The sequence below is a fragment of the Shewanella sp. ALD9 genome (assembly GCF_002836315.1).
Taxonomy (GTDB): Bacteria; Pseudomonadota; Gammaproteobacteria; order Enterobacterales; family Shewanellaceae; genus Shewanella.
Window position 1 is genome coordinate 368,417 of record NZ_PJCD01000003.1, and the last position, 18,723, is coordinate 387,139.

An 18,723-nucleotide genomic window follows, 5' to 3' on the forward strand; every position below is an offset into this window, starting at 1 on the left:
TTTGTTATGCCAAATATAAGAGGTAGTTATTTATTTTTCTTTAATGTACCGTTTAATGCTTCAAATTTAAGTTTGTCTGCATTCAACATAAGCTCAAAGTCAGCTTCTTTAATAGGCTTACTATAGATATAGCCTTGAATCTCTTCGCAATTAAGTGCTTTTAATATATTGAGTTGTGCGGTTTGTTCAACCCCTTCACCTACCACGGTCAGTCCCATATTGTGGGCAATAGTAATAATTGAATCGACCATCTTGAGGTCTCGGTCAGATTTATCTATGTCATCAACAAAGGTTTTATCGATCTTTAAGCAATTAATAGGAAATCGCTTTAGATAAGACAAAGAGGAATAACCTGTCCCAAAGTCGTCAAGAGCAAGGCTGACACCCATTTTAGCCAATTGCTGCATCACTTTAATCGCTTGTTCGGGATCTTTAATGACAGTTCCTTCAGTGATTTCAAGCTCTAAGTGTTTAGCTGGTAACTTTGTGAGTCGTAAAATTGACTCTATTCGTTGCTGTAAATCGGGCAGAGCAAATTGTCTTGACGATAAATTGACAGCAACACGACCACTAAATAATCCTAGTTCGAGCCATTTCTGCGCAGCAAAACACGCTTTTCGCAAGACGACATCACCAATTTCAACGATTAAACCATTTTCTTCGGCAAGGGGGATAAATTCATTCGGTCCAATCAGGCCTAATTTAGGATGATTTAATCTCACTAATGCTTCCATTCCGTTAAGACGATCTTTCTTCACATCGATTTTGGGTTGGTAATATACTTCAAACAAATCGTCTTTGAGTGCTTCTCTGATTAAACTTTCGATTTCAAGCTGACGTAAAGCATTTTGATTTAATGACTCAGAATAAAACTGATAGCGGTTGCCACCACCAGACTTAGCGTGATACATGGCGATATCTGCTTTACGTAACAATGCTTGCTCGTTTTGCTCGTCTTCAGGATAAAGCACAATTCCGATACTAATGCCTAGTACCAGTGAGTCATTATTAAGAGTGAAAGCTGGCTTTAGACAATTTATCACTTGCGTTGCAATGGCGGCACATGATCCGATATCAGGGTGTTGATCTACGAGTAAGGCAAATTCATCGCCGCCTAGACGGTATAAGCTGGCATGTTTTGGGATGGCTAACTTTATACGCTCAGCAACACCAATTAATAAGTCATCACCAATTTGATGGCCTAATGAGTCATTAATACGTTTAAAATTATCTAAATCAAGCACCATTAGGGTGTGATGAACATCCTTTTTAACTAGGTTGCTGAGTGTCACTTGCAAACTAGACCGATTGGGTAAACCGGTAAGTAAGTCATTATTGGTTAGTTTTCTGAGTTCTTCTTCTTGTTGTTTACGGCGAGTTATATCGGAAAACACGCCAACATAATGACTTGTGTCACCTTGTTCATTGTATATAGCGTCAATAGTCAGTTCCATTAAGAAATAATTGTCTTTACCTTTACTCGCTTCAACTTCGCCGCTCCAACGACCTTGCTGTTTTAGTAAGTTTCTTATTTGTTCTGAATAACTGGCTGGATAACGAGTGAAATTGAGTATTTCATGAGTAAATTTTTCCTTTGTCGAAGCTGCCAGTTCACAACAGGCATTATTGACTTCAACAAATTGATATTTTTCATTGAGAATAAACATCCCTTCAGAAATATTTTCAATTGCTCTAGCGAATAAACGAAGTTGCTCTTCTGCTTGCTTAATATTATTGATGTCTTTAATGGTGCCAGTCATTCGAAGGGGTACATCTTTCTGATCACGTTCAACTATCTTGGCTCTGTCTAAAATCCAGATCCACTCTTGGTTGCGCGCTTTAACGCGATAAGCAATTTCGAAGTGATCGGTTAGGGCATTGAAATGATCATTTAGCGCCCTTGTCACACGATCTCTATCGAGAGGGTGGATATTACTTTCTTCATCAGGATTACCCGAGCGACGACCGTCTTGAGGGAAGTCTAAAGAGCCCCATATATTAGAACGGTAGATTTTGCCACTTTCAATATCCCAGTCCCACATTTCATCGCCACTGCCCCATAATGATAATTTTAAACGTTCTTCACTCTGGGCTATTTTCTTTTGGATTTTTCTACGATGTATTGCTGATTTAATAATTAAAGTAATGATAATTATAATGATGGCAACATAAATTCCTATCGCTAGATTTGATAACCACCATGGTGGAGTTACTAATATCTTAATATTTCTTTCATTAGTCTCTTTTCCGGAAGAACGATTTTTTGCATAAATTTTAAAATTATATTTTCCAGGAGATAAATTAGTATAAGTTACGGAATTATTACCTTCAGTTGATAGCCATGTTTTTTCCAGATCTTCTAAATAATAAAAAAATTCAAAATCTTTATTGCTTTCCCCTAAGATATTAAATTTTATAGTGAATGGGTAGTCCGAATAGCGTAATGAGATTTTTTCAATATAATTAAGTGGTTCTTTCAATTTTTCCGAACCTACCTCTACCGGAGAATTAAATAGTAAAAGTTCTTCAAAGTTTATTTTGTTGCTTGGTTCTTTTTCTAGTGTTGATATGATCTCAATTGGATTAATTAGAAGCATACCATCAGGGCTTCCAAGTATTATTTCTTGACCCATACTAAGTGTTGCTTGTGTATTATAATCGTCAAAAGAACCATTTTCAGTATTCAAAATGTATTTTTTATTTTTATTAAGATCTAATAATATTACTTCTCTACTTGAAGCAATTGTAAGAGTATCTTCAATGCTTGTTATTGAATAAATTATCTTCTTTCTATCTATTATTTTTGTTATATTTCCATTTTTTAATACATAAACTGAATTTTTTGTTCCAAAAAATATACTATTTTTATTTTTTGTTAGGTTGAATACGAAATCTTGATTGAATATGTTTGTAAATATACCATTGTTATACTTTATCAAGCCGCTTTGTGATGCTATCCATAAAGTTTGTTTATCGAGTAAGGTGTCATATATAGGGAATCCCGTTTTTGTGTCTAAAAGGGTGATTATTTCTCCTTTAAAATTAAGCTTGTAAATTTTTCCATCAAAAGTAGAAGCAAAAAGGAAATTACCGTGTTTTTTAATATTGAAAATAATATCAGAAAGTAATTTTTTTTCTTCTTTTGTCGTATTATTTTTTAGTGTTAGACCGTCAGATGAGCCAATGAATAAGGTATCACCAATAGATATTATCGATTTAGGCCCATGATTAAGGTTGTTGACTTCAACAGTATTTGATATTGATTTGTTATATCGATAAATATTGCTTTTATTGTTAGCGATAAGTAATCCAGTATCAATGTTAGTCATAGACCAAATGTTTTTTTCTGGAGTATTTATCCTTTTTAGATAATTTTTATTTTGTGATATATCAAAATAACCATCAACATAGTTTGAAATGTAAATATGCTTTTTGTTTTGTGAAATAATAATGTTATTTAATCTTTCTTTTTTTAAATCTATAGTCCCGATCTTTTTTGTTTCTAATTTTTTGTTGATTAAATTTAGCTCGTATAGATGATTTTCAGACAATCCAAGTGTATGTTGTGAGTAAAAATTAGCCGATGAACTTAAGGCCTTAAATTTAAGCTTTGATAATAATAATACGCCGTCATTGATAATATAGATACCGTCATTAGTTACAGCTATTAAGCTATCTTTCATAGTTACTATATCATTAGTACCGCTTAATATTTTTGCAACACTTTGATTTTTAAATTCGAAAACATCACCATCAAAATTCCTAATAAATAATGATTCTTTGCTTTTTATTATTTTTTTGATCTCTTTAAATTTATTTTCATTAATGTCTAATATTATGTTTCTAGTCGCATTGGAATAAGTGATTATTCTATTTTCTAGACCAATGATCACACCTTCTTTCTGTTTCGAAAGTGACCAAATTGTTTGTTTACCAATTAAGTCTGATATTTCATTTTTAACAAATCTCTCTGTATTTTTGTTATACGATACAAGGCCTTTATCTGTCCCGACTAATAATGTGCCATTATCATCTATGAGTAAATTACGAATAAAAGAACTGGGTAGAGAATTTGCATTATCTTCTGCATAGAATTGCTTAAATTCATTGCCGTCGAAACGATTTAATCCATTGATAGTACCAACCCAAACGTAACCCTCTGGATCTTCTACGATGGCAGTTACTGTGTCCTGAGACAAACCATCTGCAACACCATAATTAGTGTAGTTTAGTAGTAGATCGAAATTTGATTCTGTGTCATCAGCTTCAATGGCTGCAGCGCCAAAGCTGAAAATAAAATAAACACAGATAAAGAGTAAAATTTTAGGCATAGATTTATACTTATTCTCTTTTGATGCCGCAAAGAAGTTCATGAATTGTCTACTTTTTCAGAAAGCAGGCCCTTTGTCAAAAGCATGTTAACAAAAAAGGTGTGATTGATAGAATATTACTCAATTATCGCTGTAAAATTTGTTTATAGTTATTTTTTAATCAATTAGTTATGTAATACTAAGGTTTTATTTGGTCGCTTGTACTGTTAACAATGATTGAGACATTTTGTTAATCTAATTTCGATTTATCTCGCTTTATATTTTTTAGACCTTTAAACGTCGATGCTGGTTAAAACTGAAATTTATCTGCTTGATGTTTGAATGTTTTTAAGTCGACAATCATATTATCTGAACGAAGGCTTGTTTGGCTGTGATGTTGTTCACCACTGTTAAACAAGACTAAACGGTCACAATCTCTACTGCGCATGTGAGCCACCATAAACTTGATCAAGTGAGCTCTGGTGAGCTTTTCGACTTCCGCGACGACCATTTCACGTTGATTAAATCCATAATCGCGGTTACCTAAGCTCACCCAATAGCGTTGGCTGCGTGTTTTTAGGTTGGTATCGTGTTCCATTATTTGACTTATCATACCTTGCTTTGTGCTTTCCCATTGTTCATTGGTTATTTGCATAACGGCATAATTAAAGTCGGCGATGAATTCGTCGATTGCTTCGAGAAGTTGTCTTGGACCTGTAGTAGGGGACTGCACATAAAAAATCATCCCTGGATGTCGGTTTAACGGTAAGTAACCTGTCCCAACCATGTAGCCTAATTGTTGTTTAGTGCGTAACTCATGAAAAAAGGTAGATGACATTGTATGGTTCAGTAGACTGAATAACGCCACACGTTCTGGTGTCGCCATCCGAGACTGATAGTAAACAATAATGGCACTATCTTGATGGGAAATGGTTTTTTCGCGAAGTAATGAACCTCTTTTATCTAGGTTGATAAGTTCGCGTGAAGACTCTGCGCTTGGTTTGGTGACTAAAGACAATAGATGTTGCAAACGCTTGCCGAGTTGTTGTGCTTCTTCAACCAGCCAATCTCCGTATACCAAACCTTCGAGGTAAACCTTTTTGTAAAATGCGCTGACATGATTATGTAAATCATCAAGTGTCAGTAGCGTGAGTTCTTCAGCCATTCTAGCGGGTTCAAAACTTCTTTTTTGTAGCGATACGGTTAAGCTGGTAAATAATTGAGATATTGGCTTAGCTTGAGCAACATTATTCCAGCTGCGTAATATCTGATTTTTAATCATACTAAAGCGTTGTTCGGTAAAGTTACGCTCGCGGGCTTTGTTGATGATTAGAGTGAGGAGCTTTTCTTGGTTACCCGTAAAACCGGTTAAATGCAGGGTAATGCCGCCTTGGTGAGGGTAAATATTGTAGTTAAGGCCAGCAACCTCTGCTTGGTATGTTGGTTCAGTCAGATAATCGATAAGCATTTCAACGTATAGTCTTGTTAATGCTGCTTGTCTAGGGGTTGAGCTCGCTTGATCTGAGTCTAACGATAAGTATAAATGCCCTTTAGGAACATTGAATTCATCATCTTTTTTATGCCAAATACGGTAACCTTCGCCTTCTGCAACAATAGTGGGTACTGGAGTATCGCTTTTGTCTGCCCTAGCTTGCGGGTTGGCGACAATAAACGGATTTCTTTCCGGAAGTTTAAGTGACTCTCTTACCGTAACGGAAGACCATTTTGCTATTTGTTGGGGTTGTAATGATCTCACTTGGTACGGAGTGTCGTACCATTTTGCTTGATTATCGACCTGTGATTCTTTTGCAACCGTGAGTAAGCGCATATTAGCTGCCGACATCATAGATAGCAGTTGTGTTGTTTCATCCTCTAGCATTTCATCCATGCGATAGTCGCCATAAATAATGTCTTCAATATCATAATGGTGCATGTTGATACTGAGATGGCTTGCTAAATCCAAGGTTTTGATCTGTTCTTGGAATCGAAACGCAGTGTTAAGTAAATTGGCTCGCTCTTGGTAACGCCATGCTTGTACACCTTGCAGCTTAATCAATTCAATGTATTCAAATACACAAGTTACCACTTCATCAAGCTCTGTAAATCCCTTGTCGGTTAATTGTATGCTGATTGAATAATCTTTGAAGTTGTAACCATTAACCCCACCGCCAGCAGATAAGTTATTGGCTAACCCCTGTACTTTTAAATAGGACAGTAAACTCCCTGGGCTTTCATTACCGAGTAAATGGCTGATAAAGGTGAGTGGTTTTCGCTTATAAAATTGGTCTATCTCTGGCAGTGAAAAACTAATACTGACTCGTTTTTGATCTTTCAACGGTACAATTTGTATATGTTTTTGACGTTGGTCCTTCGTTATCATTGCTTCAGATGAATAGTGTTTACTTACATTTCTATTGATAATGTTTGAGAAGTATTTTTTAACGATGGTGTCTAGCTCTGCAATAGGGCGTGGAGCGACAACGCACAATGTCATAATATTAGCACTGTAATGTTGTTGATAAAAAGCCAGCAGTTCATCCCGTATGTCTGCTTGTTTACCCGCTAAAGTTGTTTGGTTACCGACAGAGAATTTTGAAAATGGATGTTTTGGATTAACGGTTTCTTTTTGAACTTGGTAAACTCGGCGAATATCATCTTTTAATTTTAAGCTAAATTCAGATTCGATTGCCTGCCTTTCACGATCCACTAACTCTAAGTCAAACTTTGGGGCAATAAAAAATTGACTGAATCGGTCTAATGAACCTTCTAAGGCTTCGGCATTAATGCTATAGAAAAAGTTAGTTTGTTCTGTGCCTGTCCAAGCATTATTACTGCCACCATGTTGATTAATATAAGCGTGGTATTCTCCTGAATCTGGATATTTCTCGGTGCCTAAAAATAACATGTGCTCAAGGAAATGCGCCATACCTGGTCGGTCAACAGGATCGTCAAAATGACCAACACTAACCGCCATAGATGCGGCTGCTTGATTTGATTGCATGTCTTCAACCAATAGCACTCGAAGTTGGTTGTTCAACACTCGATATTGGTATTGGCGATGATCATTTTGGCTTTTATAAACTGCTGGAAATTCAGGCAAGAGGAGACTCCAGAAAAGATAACTTGTTATATATTGATCTTGTTATTACTTTTTAGCAAATTACCTTGGTCAGTTTTATTCAATTATCGACTAAAGTTTATCTAAATATGCTCAATTCTAGGTTTGTTGTTGCGCTGATTAACGCTACAATTGGTTAAGAATGATAATAAAAACATCACGAGAGAAGTATGCAGCTATTTTTGATGCGCCATGGTGAAGCGAGTTTTGATGCTCTGTCCGATAGGGAACGAAAGTTAACTGAAACAGGCCGTATTCAAACTGGCTACATGGCTAATTGGTTAGCAAAACAGGTCAGCCATTTTGATTTGGTGATTGTGAGCCCTTATTTACGTGCGCAGCAAACGTGGCAAGAAGTCAGTAAACACTTAGCTGAACCCCGTAAGTGGTTAGTACTTGATGATGTGACTCCCTCTAGCGATGCTAAAGTGGCGATAGATGTTGTGTTGGCTTATGCCGAGCAATATAAAGCCGATAATGTATTGGTTATAGCACATATGCCAATTTTAGGATTTATGGTCAGCGAGCTTGTGGCGGGGGTTGAGCCACCTTTGTTTGCTACCTCTGCGGTGGCTCACATAGACAAACATACGCATAACGCGAGTTTTGTCGCAATGACAGCACCACATCAAGTTGTTGTGTAATGGCAATAACGTTTTGAATCACATCTGAATAAAAAAAGGTAAGTGATTACTTACCTTTTTTATGTTCGCGCTTATTTCTTCGTATTAACGTCGGTGAGGCTGTTCACCAATATCAATTAATACCAATAACGCGGCATCGCCACCCCATTCTTTGGGTGCTTGGTGAAACGCTTTTACGTTTGGGTGTTGTGCTAACCACATTGGTGTTTGCTGTTTTAAAATACCCATTCCATAGCCGTGCATTACGCAGCAACAAATCGTGTTTTGCTTAACACATGCTTGGATAAGTGCGGCTAATTCAAGTTTGGCTTCTGCTTGACGCATGCCATGCAAATCAAGCAACAGGTCCGGAGAATAGTCACCACGCCTTAAGCGTTTTAATTCATGCTTATCTGTGCTGGTATTAATCCAACGCATAGGGCCACCTACCGGCAGAAGCGGCTGATATGTATCCGAAAAATAGCTATCAGCATGAATCTGCTGTTCTTTTATTTCGAACTGTTGTTTGGCTTTGACAGGCTGTTTAAAGTGGTGAGTATCTTGCCTTAGCGGTTTGATACCCTCGATTAATGCACTAAACAGCGATAAGTCTGGATAATTATCGTCTTTCATGGGCGTATTGTATTGAATTCTAGGTCATCTTAATAGACATCAGTTACAATAGCGCAGAACAATTTTTAAGGAGTGTGTTTTGGATAAGATCTTTGTAGATGAAGCTGTCACTGAGTTACGTACTATAGCTGATATGTTACGTTGGGCTGTCAGCCGTTTTAATGATGCCAATATTTATTATGGTCACGGAACGGATAATGCTTGGGACGAAGCCATTGCATTGGTTTTTGATGCTCTACACTTACCAGAAGATATCGGCCAGCAGGTTATTTTAAGTAACCTGACCAGTAGCGAAAAACACAAAATCGTTGAATTAATTATTCGCCGTGTACGTGAACGTTTACCGGTACCGTATTTGACCAATAAAGCCAAATTTGCGGGTCTTGAATTTTATGTTGATGAACGCGTACTGGTTCCGCGTTCGCCGATTGCCGAAATGATCAATCATCATTTTAGCCCATGGTTATATAACAAACCGGTTAATCGCATTATGGATTTATGTACTGGCAGTGCTTGTATTGCCATTGCTTGTGCCTATGCGTTTGAAGATGCTGAAGTTGACGCATTAGATATTAGCGAAGACGCACTTGAAGTTGCCCAAATTAATATTGAATCTTTGGGCGTGTTGGATCGTGTTTTCCCGATGCAATCCGATTTATTCTCAGCGATTCCAAAAGGCCAGCATTACGACTTAATTGTGTCTAACCCTCCATATGTAGATGCACAAGATATTGGTGATATGCCTGAAGAGTATCATCACGAACCTGCTATTGGGTTAGCGTCTGGCAATGATGGCTTAGATTTAACCAAGCGTATCTTAGCTAATGCGGCAGATTATTTAACAGAAACTGGTTTGCTAGTCGTTGAAGTCGGTAATTCAATGGTGCATTTGATTGAGCAATATCCTGATATGCCATTTGCTTGGGTTGATTTTGAATTTGGCGGTGATGGCGTGTTTGTATTAACCCGTGATCAGCTAGTTGAAAATGAATCACTTTTCGCCATCTATAAAGATAGTGAATAATAGCGACAAGAATCGCACTCAATGAAGTGAATAATTAATAGAGGTAGTTAACGCGCATGTCAGGAAATAGTATTGGTCAAAACTTTGTTGTTACAACATTTGGTGAAAGCCATGGTGTTGCTTTAGGTTGTATCATTGATGGTTGCCCTCCAGGACTGGAGTTAACCGTTGAAGATATGCAACATGATTTAGACCGTCGTCGTCCTGGCACGTCACGTTATACAACGGCACGCCGTGAAGCTGATGAAGTAAGAATTTTGTCAGGAGTGTTTGAAGGTAAAACCACTGGCACCTCTATTGGTTTGTTGATTGAGAATACCGATCAACGTAGCCAAGACTATTCAGATATTAAAGACACGTTTCGTCCTGGTCATGCAGATTATACCTACCAACAAAAGTATGGCATGCGTGATTACCGTGGCGGCGGGCGCTCGTCTGCACGCGAAACGGCAATGCGAGTTGCCGCAGGTGCGGTAGCAAAAAAATACCTCAAGCAAGTGCACGGCATTGAAATTCATGGCTACCTTGCTCAACTAGGACCTATTAGCGCTGACACTATTGATTTGACTCAAATTGAGCAAAATGCATTTTTCTTCCCTGATGCTAGTAAATTAGAAGCGTTAGATGAGTACATGCGTGGCTTACGTAAATCTGGTGATTCAATAGGCGCCAAAATTACTGTTGCAGCCACTGGTGTTCCTGTGGGATTAGGCGAACCCGTATTTGATCGCCTTGATGCTGATATCGCGCATGCGTTAATGGGCATTAATGCCGTTAAAGGTGTTGAAATTGGTGATGGCTTTGGTGTTGTTACTCAAAAAGGTTCAGAAGGTCGTGATTTAATGTCACCACAAGGTTTTGCATCTAACCATGCAGGTGGCGTATTGGGCGGCATTTCATCTGGCCAACCTGTTGTGGCTCATATTGCGCTAAAACCTACCTCGAGCATTAGCGTACCAGGTCAAAGCATGACAGTGCAGGGCGAAACAATCGATATGATCACCAAAGGTCGTCATGATCCTTGTGTGGGTATTCGCGCCGTGCCTATTGCTGAAGCGATGCTCGCGATTGTATTGATGGATCACTTGTTAAGACATCGTGCGCAAAACCAAGATGTTACTAGTCAAACACCCGTTATCGGAATGCGATAATGTCCTCATTGAAACCCGCTGAACCAGATTTACGCTGGCTCAGCGCTTGTTATTTCTTTTTCTTTTCTATTCTTGGCATCATGGTTCCCTATTTGGGGGTTTTCTTTGATAGCCGAGGTTTCAATGCCCAAGAGATAGGTTTTTTGTTGGCCATTTTAATGGCCACTCGAATTGTCGCGCCTAACGTATGGGCGGCTGTAGCCGATCGCACTGGTATGCGAGCAGAATTGATAAAGCTTGGCTCCTTTGCTGCAGCGATTACCTATACCAGTTTTTTCTTCGACGGCAGCTTCATGTATCTTGCGGTTAGTTTAGCCATATACACTTTCTTTTGGAATTCCATTCTTGCTCAGTTAGAAGTGATTACGTTAGAAACTTTGGGTGATAAAGCTGAACGTTATGGTGCCATTCGAAGTTGGGGCAGTGTTGGTTATATTATTTTGGTGATAAGTGGTGGATTAGCGATTGATCACTGGGGCCCCGAAGTGTTGCCTTATATGGGGATGATACTGTTTTTAGGTTTGTTTGCTTGCTCATTACCTCTACCTGCTAATCGCAATGTGGTAGTCAATAAAGCGGAGCGTCCTAAACTGACATTTGATAAATCATTAGTGTGGTTTATGTTATCTGCAATGTTACTGCAGATGAGTGTCGGACCATTTTATGGTTTTTTTGTACTGTATCTAAAGCAGGTTGGTTACTCTGAGACTATCGCTGGAATGTTAGTTGCTTTGGGTGTGTTAGCCGAAATTATTATTTTCTTTTATTCATCCCGTCTTATTCGTCAATACGGTATTCGAGTATTGCTTGTGGTGAGCATTCTGTTAACCGCCGTTCGTTGGTTACTATTGGCTTTTGGTGTTGAACACGTTTCCTTATTGGTTATTAGCCAACTATTGCATGCTTTCACTTTTGGTTTAGTCCATGCAGCTTCAATCCATTTTATTCATCGTCATTTTTCCATCAGCCATCGAAGTACTGGCCAAGCACTATATGCCAGTGTCAGCTTTGGTGTGGGTGGCGCATTAGGCACGTGGATCAGTGGCATTATTTGGGGTGATGGCAGTAGCACTATGTGGGTGTGGGTCTTTGCTGCCGCTTGTGCATTTTTGTCTATGATAGCGGTATTGCTTATCCCCAATATTAATGGCCAACCAGCGACTAATCTATAATTGGTTCAATAGATAATTTATTTACTTTTCATTTTTGACACAGAAGTTATGCTATCAGCAAGGAGTTAGTGTGAAACGTTTTCGCTTAGGTGTAATCATTAATCCATTAGCTGGCCTCGGAGGCAGTGTTGCTTTAAAAGGTTCTGATGGTGTTGCCGTAGAAGCTATTGCAAAAGGGGCTATTCCCAAAGCACAGATGCGAATGCAACAAGCTCTGAATGTGATTTTACCTTTCGTTAAACAAATCGATATTATTACTGCATCTGGTGAAATGGGCGGGAGCTTATGTCGTCAAATGGGTTTTTCGACTCAAGATGTATATACCGCGTTAGAAACAACCTCAATTGAAAAAACGTCTGCAATAGATACCCAACAAGCGGTTAAATGCTTACTTGATCATCAATTAGATTTGTTACTGTTTGCTGGCGGAGACGGTACTGCCCGTGATATTTATGCTGTAGTTGATGACGCATTTCCGGTGTTAGGTGTACCAGCGGGTGTTAAAATTCACTCGGGTGTATACGGTATTACCCCGCATGCTTCTGGGCTCGTTGTCAGCATGTTACTTAAAGGTGAACTCGTGAGCTTAATGTCTGCTGATGTAATGGACATTGATGAGATCGCGTTTAGGCAGGGTATTGTAAAAGCGAAACGATTTGGTGAAATGACGGTTCCTGCTGCGCCACGATATATACAAGCCGTGAAAATGGGCGGTAAAGAAGTTGATGAATTAGTGTTGGCCGATATTGCCGCCGATGTGATTGAATCAATGGACGATGAGCTTTATATCATGGGTTCAGGCAGCACCGTAGCGGCAGTCATGGAAGACCTTGGTTTAGAAAATACTTTGCTTGGTGTTGATGTTATTCAGCATAAAAGCGTGATTGCTAAGGATGTTACCGCGCAACAATTACTCGCGTTGATTGCCGATAAAAAAAGGTATTCTAGCGTCAAGCTAGTGATTACATTAATCGGTGGGCAAGGGCATATATTGGGTCGTGGCAATCAGCAGTTGTCACCGGAACTGATCCGGCAACTAGAAAAAGACAATATTTTAATCCTGGCCACAAAAACTAAGCTAAAAGCACTTGAAGGTAGGCCATTAATTGTGGATAGTGGCGACCCTGAATTAGATAAAGCACTCACTGGCTATTACAAAATAGTCACGGGTTACCATGATTACGTAATGTATCAAGTAGCCAACCCAGATTTAGTGGAGAACTAGAGCATGTTAGAACAGTACGATGCAGCATTAGAGTCTTGGATTGAAGACAGTGTTAGCCACAGCGATGACGATGCGTTATTTGCTTGTGGTTATTTACAAGGCCACGTCGCCGTTGTATTAGCTGAATTAGAAGTCGAACCTGAACAAGATTTACCTGCGCTTGATCAAAAGTTGGTTAAATGTCTTGCGTTGGCAAATGAAGAATTAGATGAACATGATTTTTCATTAGTGGAAGCTGCATGGCAGCAGTTACGTCAACGTATTGTCGCTCAAGCGGCATAACCCGGAATAGATAAACAGCTTTTATGGTAAATTCCTCATTGCAACAAGTCACTATAGGTTTAGTTAATCCCAAAACGCCGGTCAATGTTGGCGGCATTATGCGAGCAGCTGGTTGCTACGGTGTTGATAACGTTTGCTATACCGGAAAACGTTATGAATTGGCGGCTAAGTCGGGTGATGCTCAATACGATGTTGACACTAAAGATGCTGCCAAGCGTATTCCTTTAACTGGTGTCGAGTCATTACTTGATAGTGTGCCTGATGGCGCAACCATAGTCTGTGTCGATCTTGTTGTTGGGGCGACGCCGTTGCCTTTATTTATTCATCCAGATAATGCCTTTTATATATTCGGTCCGGAAGACGGCACTATTCCACAGCAATTAATTGATGCTGCTGATGATGTTGTGTATGTACCGACTGTAGGGTGTATGAATTTAGCTGCATCTGTGAATGTTTTGCTCTATGACCGTTTGGCTAAAACGAGTCAAATTAAAGCTGATGATGAATTAATTAAGCAAAGTCGTGACAATAATAATCGCACCAAAGTGAAACACTGGTTGAAGTCACTTTGATGAAATAACCGTATTGCACTTTAGATAATGCCGAATGAGAAATCATTCGGCATTTTTGTTTACGCGTTGTTACGCACAATCGCCGACAGCAATACTCGTCAATAGAAAAACCAGTGTTGTATGATTGAATGGTCAATATATACTGTTGTATCATCTAACCCAAGAGCATAAACATTTCAAATAGAAGCTCGATATCATGGTTGTTGTTTAATGTTAGATATCAAATCAGTGATATAAATATTAAACATCAGTGGTTCAAAGCTTGATGAAGCGACTTATGTGGTAGACATTAGACATTAGAGATTAGAGATTAGAGATTAGAGATTAGAGATTAGAGATTAGGAAAGGCAATCGCCATTCATGATGATGTTTTCCATAAAGTTAACTTGTCACTATTTAGCTTGATGGCTTGGTAATGAATGCCTCTGAATTCGGCTTTAGTTAAGCATACACATTAGAAATCAATATTAGGAATGCATAGATGTCGATATTAAAGAAACTGTGTCAGTGGCTACCGTTTGGAAAAGTACCCGAAATGAGCGCCCAAGAATTACATAAACGACTTCAGAAGAATGATATTCAGATTGTAGATGTTCGCTCAAAAATGGAATGGCACAAGTCGCATATTGAAGGCTCTAAAAACCTACCTATCACGTCGCTTTCTATTGATACGATAAAACAGCTTGAATTATCACCAGAGGTAACAACTGTCGTGATATGTCTCTCTGCCCATCGCAGTATCCCTGGGGTTAGAAAACTTAAACAGTTTGGATTTACTGATGTATATCAACTTGAAGGTGGGATGCTGAGTTGGTGGAAATTATCGCTACCAACATCGAAATAACACACTAGAAAAGAGACTCAACTGATGAAGTTAATATTTTTTGTTCAGGGGGTATAAATGTCGTCTGGGCTCATAGCAGTTTTTATTTTTTGAGTCCGGCGAGTGACACTAATCATTTCATACTCTCTGGACGAGCTATACAAATTAATTAACATGTGAGATTGAGGTTAAAATATAAAAAAGGGGGCACGATAAAGATATAGTTCTGATTGCAGATAATTAAAGCAGGGAAATTATAAGGAAAGGTATAACAATAGAAAATGGTTGCGGGAGTAGGACTTGATAAAAATCTAAGACCTTCGACTCTTTGTTTATAAAAAGCTGAGCATGACGACAGGAACCAATTGTACAATGGGATTTTAAGGGTTTAAAAAGGGAGTTAATTGAAATGAGAAAATTACTAATAGAAAATGGTTGCGGGAGTAGGACTTGAACCTACGACCTTCGGGTTATGAGCCCGACGAGCTACCAACTGCTCCATCCCGCGTCCGATAAACGCTATCAATTATTTTAATTCTATTGACTAAAGAAATGGTTGCGGGAGTAGGACTTGAACCTACGACCTTCGGGTTATGAGCCCGACGAGCTACCAACTGCTCCATCCCGCGTCCGATAAACGCTATCAATTATTTTAATTCTATTGACTAAAGAAATGGTTGCGGGAGTAGGACTTGAACCTACGACCTTCGGGTTATGAGCCCGACGAGCTACCAACTGCTCCATCCCGCGTCCGATAAACGCTATCAATTATTTTAATTCTATTGACTAAAGAAATGGTTGCGGGAGTAGGACTTGAACCTACGACCTTCGGGTTATGAGCCCGACGAGCTACCAACTGCTCCATCCCGCGTCCGATAAACGCTATCAATTATTTTAATTCTATTGACTAAAGAAATGGTTGTGGGAGTAGGACTTGATAAAAACTACGGCCTTCGACTCTTTATTAATAAAAAGCTGAGCCCGACGAGCTACCAACTGCTCCATCCCGCGTCCGATAAACGCTATCAATTATTTTAATTCTATTGACTAAAGAAATGGTTGCGGGAGTAGGACTTGAACCTACGACCTTCGGGTTATGAGCCCGACGAGCTACCAACTGCTCCATCCCGCGTCCGATTGACGCTGCTTTAATTCATCTTATTAAACTGGCTAGTTAGCGTGTTTAACGGTCTGCTTCAAAGCGGGGCGAACTATAGCGATCCCCGTTTATATTTGCAAGTAAAATCTAGGCGATAGCTATTTGTTTGCTGGTAAAATAAGCGAGTCACTGCTTTATCGTACGATATTGCCAAATTAACCCAAAAATAAGGGATTTTAACCGTCCATTTCGATAAGTCGTTGGGGTTATGTGTTTGAGCAGGTATAATGCTGCACTGAATTTTGCGTAACCGATGACTGACTAATACATGTTTAATTTTTTTGCTGCAGCCCCAAAGGGTTTCGAATATAGCCTTGCTTCTGAACTTAAAGAGTTCGGAGCAACCGACGTTAAAGAAAGTGTTGCTGGAGTATATTTTTCTGCTTCATTAGAGCTGGCTTATCGCATTACATTATGGACTCGTTTAGCGAGCCGTATCGTATTAGTCATCTATAAAGGAGCTTGTGATTCTGCAGAGCAACTTTATAACGCAGCATACTGCATTGATTGGCCATCGCATTTTTCCCATAAAAAAACCTTCAGTATTGATTTTCACGGCACGGGTGGTTTCATTAATAACACTCAATTTGGTGCGCTGAAAATTAAAGATGCTGTAGTTGACCGTTTTCGTGATGATGGTACTCCTCGTCCCGATGTAGAACGTGTCAATCCAGATTTTAAAATTGATGCCCATTATCGTAATGGTCAACTGACTATTTCAATGAATTTCTCAGGCGCTTCTTTACACCAACGCGGATACCGTTCAACTACGGGTGAAGCACCATTAAAAGAAAACCTCGCTGCCAATATGTTGGTACGCAGTGGTTGGCAAGCTAATCCTATTACTGTGCTTGACCCATTTTGTGGCAGTGGCACGGTATTAATAGAAGCGGCATTAATGGCTGCTGATATTGCGCCTGGACTAAAACGTGAGAAATTTGGTTTCGAAAATTGGCAAAGTCACAATAAAGCAATGTGGCAGGTTATTTTTGACGAAGCTCAAGCGCGTGCAACCTTGGGCAAAACTCGTTGTAAGCTTAAATTTTACGGTTCAGACATCGAACCTCACCTGATTTCTATCGCTAAGCGCAATGCTGAGAATGCTGGTGTAGCTGAATTAATTGAATTTAGCGTGTCAGATGCACTCGATGTAACACCTCCTGTAAGTGAAGGCTTTTTGATTTCTAACCCGCCTTACGGTGAGCGTTTGGGTAATGTTACTGAGCTTTTACAACTTTATTACCAACTCGGTGATAAGTTTAAAAAAGAGTTTGGTGGCTGGAAAATAGCTATGTTGTGCAGTGATGTTGAACTTATATCATCGCTTAAACTAAAAGCTGACAAGCAGATGAAAATGTTCAACGGCGCATTAGAATGTGCTTTTAACATTTATACCTTACACGCCAACAGTACCCGCCGCGACGTGCCTGAATTGCCTGAAGGTGTTGATATTATCGACATTGCGCCAGCATTTGCGAATCGTATTAAAAAGAATGTTAAACAGTTTGAAAAATGGGCTAAAAAAGAGCGCATAGACAGTTATCGTTTATATGATGCTGATTTACCTGAATACAACGTCGCCATTGATAGATACGTCGATTATGTTGTTATTCAAGAATATTCAGCTCCAGCAACTATTCCTGAAGCGGTGACTAAACGCCGTATTAGTGATGTGCTATTAGCCTTGCCTGGGGCGTTAGGGATTCATCCTGATCGTATCACCTTGAAAACTCGTGAACGTCAGAAGGGTGCTAACCAATATCAAAAAATTGACGAACGTAAAGTTGAAGTTATCACTGAAGAATATGGTGCTAAATTTAAACTTAACTTAACCGGTTATCTCGATACGGGTTTGTTCCTTGATCATCGAGTTACACGTAAACTGGTTGGCGATAAATCAAAAGGCAAAAATGTCCTTAATTTATTCGCTTACACTGGCTCTGCATCAGTACATGCTGCGATCGGTGGAGCTAAATCAGTTACCACCATCGACATGTCTAATACCTACATCAATTGGGCCAAAGAAAACTTTGCCTTAAATGGTTTGTCTGGCGCTAAATACGACTTTATTCAAGCAGACTGTTTGCAGTGGATAAAAGATAATAGCCATCAGAAATATGAACTCATTTTTATCGACCCACCGACGTTTTCAAATTCAAAACGTATGGAAGACAGTTGGGATGTGCAACGCGATCATGCAGAGATGTTAGGTGGCTTGATTAAGCTACTTTCTCCAAATGGCGAGCTTATCTTCTCAAACAACAAACGTAAATTTAAAATGGATATCGAGGCGTTGAACCAAGCAGGTATCGACGTGACTAATATCGACCATTTATGTTTACCGCTGGATTATAAACGTAATCCACATATCCATAATGTTTGGCTACTGACTCATGCTAAAAAATAGTTCAGTCGCCTATGTGCTATTTCACACCGAGGGTTGTCATCTGTGTGAAATAGCTCAAAAATTGGTTGATCAAACCGCAATACATTATCAGCACATCGATATTTGTGATAACGCATCACTTGCAGAGCGTTATGGCATGAGCATTCCTGTATTTGTACAGGGCGAACGTGAGTTATTCTGGCCTTTCGATGCCGCACAATTACAAGAATTTTTAGGAGTTTAGA

13 protein-coding genes and 6 tRNA genes are annotated in these 18,723 nt (G+C 39.1%); 10 read left to right on the forward strand and 9 right to left on the reverse strand.

Annotated elements, in window-relative coordinates; all coding sequences use genetic code 11:
• Nucleotides 1–26: 26 nt before the first annotated feature.
• Nucleotides 27–4,373: an EAL domain-containing protein gene (locus CXF88_RS09300; RefSeq protein ID WP_101086594.1), complete on the reverse strand. Its 4,347-nt coding sequence runs from the start codon at nt 4,371–4,373 to the stop codon at nt 27–29.
• Nucleotides 4,374–4,620: 247 nt separating this feature from the next.
• The gene (locus CXF88_RS09305) at nt 4,621–7,410 is read right to left on the reverse strand and encodes an insulinase family protein (RefSeq protein ID WP_101086595.1); all 2,790 of its coding nucleotides are present in this window, start codon (nt 7,408–7,410) and stop codon (nt 4,621–4,623) included.
• A gap of 188 nt (nt 7,411–7,598) precedes the next feature.
• On the opposite strand from CXF88_RS09305, the gene sixA reads away from it, so the two are divergent.
• Nucleotides 7,599–8,072 carry a phosphohistidine phosphatase SixA gene (gene sixA, locus CXF88_RS09310; protein WP_101086596.1) on the forward strand — a complete coding sequence of 158 codons (474 nt, stop codon included), beginning with the start codon at nt 7,599–7,601 and terminating at the stop codon, nt 8,070–8,072.
• Between the two features lie 84 nt (nt 8,073–8,156).
• On the opposite strand, the gene smrB is transcribed toward sixA, so the two are convergent.
• Nucleotides 8,157–8,684, reverse strand: a complete 528-nt coding sequence (gene smrB, locus CXF88_RS09315) for an endonuclease SmrB (protein ID WP_101086597.1) — start codon at nt 8,682–8,684, stop codon at nt 8,157–8,159.
• 79 nt (nt 8,685–8,763) lie between these two features.
• Here smrB and prmB point away from each other — a divergent pair, with 79 nt between their 5' ends.
• The 7 genes from prmB to CXF88_RS09350 all read left to right on the forward strand — a co-directional run bounded on the left by prmB (nt 8,764) and on the right by CXF88_RS09350 (nt 14,954).
• A complete protein-coding gene (gene prmB / locus CXF88_RS09320) occupies nt 8,764–9,708 on the forward strand; it encodes a 50S ribosomal protein L3 N(5)-glutamine methyltransferase (RefSeq protein ID WP_101086598.1) in 945 nt (314 codons plus the stop codon).
• Nucleotides 9,709–9,764: 56 nt separating this feature from the next.
• Complete coding sequence (aroC, locus tag CXF88_RS09325; protein WP_059744462.1) at nt 9,765–10,859, forward strand: chorismate synthase; 1,095 nt, start codon at nt 9,765–9,767, stop codon at nt 10,857–10,859.
• Complete coding sequence (locus CXF88_RS09330; protein WP_101086599.1) at nt 10,859–12,031, forward strand: MFS transporter; 1,173 nt, start codon at nt 10,859–10,861, stop codon at nt 12,029–12,031. The genes aroC and CXF88_RS09330 overlap by 1 nt, the downstream gene beginning before the upstream one ends.
• Nucleotides 12,032–12,101: 70 nt before the next feature.
• Nucleotides 12,102–13,256 (forward strand): ATP-NAD kinase family protein, encoded by a 1,155-nt coding sequence (locus tag CXF88_RS09335; protein WP_101086600.1) that lies wholly within the window; start codon nt 12,102–12,104, stop codon nt 13,254–13,256.
• A 3-nt stretch (nt 13,257–13,259) separates the two neighbouring features.
• On the forward strand, nt 13,260–13,538 hold the full coding sequence (locus tag CXF88_RS09340) for a YfcL family protein (RefSeq protein WP_101086601.1): 279 nt from the start codon (nt 13,260–13,262) through the stop codon (nt 13,536–13,538).
• 23 nt (nt 13,539–13,561) lie between these two features.
• Nucleotides 13,562–14,110, forward strand: a complete 549-nt coding sequence (locus tag CXF88_RS09345) for an RNA methyltransferase (RefSeq protein ID WP_101086602.1) — start codon at nt 13,562–13,564, stop codon at nt 14,108–14,110.
• Nucleotides 14,111–14,591: 481 nt separating this feature from the next.
• Complete coding sequence (locus CXF88_RS09350) at nt 14,592–14,954, forward strand: rhodanese-like domain-containing protein (protein ID WP_101086603.1); 363 nt, start codon at nt 14,592–14,594, stop codon at nt 14,952–14,954.
• 411 nt (nt 14,955–15,365) lie between these two features.
• Here CXF88_RS09350 and CXF88_RS09355 read toward each other — a convergent pair.
• From CXF88_RS09355 to CXF88_RS09375, 6 genes are all read right to left on the reverse strand, one after another.
• A tRNA-Met gene (locus tag CXF88_RS09355) sits at nt 15,366–15,441 on the reverse strand.
• Nucleotides 15,442–15,486: 45 nt separating this feature from the next.
• A tRNA-Met gene (locus CXF88_RS09360) sits at nt 15,487–15,562 on the reverse strand.
• Between the two features lie 45 nt (nt 15,563–15,607).
• Nucleotides 15,608–15,683 (reverse strand) — tRNA-Met (locus CXF88_RS09365).
• A gap of 45 nt (nt 15,684–15,728) precedes the next feature.
• Nucleotides 15,729–15,804: transfer RNA gene (locus CXF88_RS09370), tRNA-Met, on the reverse strand.
• Between the two features lie 45 nt (nt 15,805–15,849).
• A tRNA-OTHER gene (locus CXF88_RS21920) sits at nt 15,850–15,944 on the reverse strand.
• A 45-nt stretch (nt 15,945–15,989) separates the two neighbouring features.
• A tRNA-Met gene (locus CXF88_RS09375) sits at nt 15,990–16,065 on the reverse strand.
• Between the two features lie 295 nt (nt 16,066–16,360).
• On the opposite strand from CXF88_RS09375, the gene rlmKL reads away from it, so the two are divergent.
• Together rlmKL and CXF88_RS09385 are read left to right on the forward strand one after the other, a co-directional pair.
• On the forward strand, nt 16,361–18,499 hold the full coding sequence (rlmKL, locus tag CXF88_RS09380; RefSeq protein ID WP_101086604.1) for a bifunctional 23S rRNA (guanine(2069)-N(7))-methyltransferase RlmK/23S rRNA (guanine(2445)-N(2))-methyltransferase RlmL: 2,139 nt from the start codon (nt 16,361–16,363) through the stop codon (nt 18,497–18,499).
• Nucleotides 18,486–18,722 carry a glutaredoxin family protein gene (locus CXF88_RS09385; protein ID WP_059744475.1) on the forward strand — a complete coding sequence of 79 codons (237 nt, stop codon included), beginning with the start codon at nt 18,486–18,488 and terminating at the stop codon, nt 18,720–18,722. The genes rlmKL and CXF88_RS09385 overlap by 14 nt, the downstream gene beginning before the upstream one ends.
• The last annotated feature ends 1 nt before the right edge of the window (nt 18,723 follow it).

Excerpts from the sequence above, each read along its gene's own strand:
- CXF88_RS09300 (WP_101086594.1), bottom strand. The coding sequence starts at position 4,373 with ATGAACTTCTTTGCGGCATCAAAAGAGAATAAGTATAAATCTATGCCT.
- sixA (WP_101086596.1), top strand. The coding sequence starts at position 7,599 with ATGCAGCTATTTTTGATGCGCCATGGTGAAGCGAGTTTTGATGCTCTG.
- smrB (WP_101086597.1), bottom strand. The coding sequence starts at position 8,684 with ATGAAAGACGATAATTATCCAGACTTATCGCTGTTTAGTGCATTAATC.
- aroC (WP_059744462.1), top strand. The coding sequence starts at position 9,765 with ATGTCAGGAAATAGTATTGGTCAAAACTTTGTTGTTACAACATTTGGT.
- CXF88_RS09330 (WP_101086599.1), top strand. The coding sequence starts at position 10,859 with ATGTCCTCATTGAAACCCGCTGAACCAGATTTACGCTGGCTCAGCGCT.
- CXF88_RS09340 (WP_101086601.1), top strand. The coding sequence starts at position 13,260 with ATGTTAGAACAGTACGATGCAGCATTAGAGTCTTGGATTGAAGACAGT.
- CXF88_RS09345 (WP_101086602.1), top strand. The coding sequence starts at position 13,562 with ATGGTAAATTCCTCATTGCAACAAGTCACTATAGGTTTAGTTAATCCC.
- CXF88_RS09350 (WP_101086603.1), top strand. The coding sequence starts at position 14,592 with ATGTCGATATTAAAGAAACTGTGTCAGTGGCTACCGTTTGGAAAAGTA.
- rlmKL (WP_101086604.1), top strand. The coding sequence starts at position 16,361 with ATGTTTAATTTTTTTGCTGCAGCCCCAAAGGGTTTCGAATATAGCCTT.
- CXF88_RS09385 (WP_059744475.1), top strand. The coding sequence starts at position 18,486 with ATGCTAAAAAATAGTTCAGTCGCCTATGTGCTATTTCACACCGAGGGT.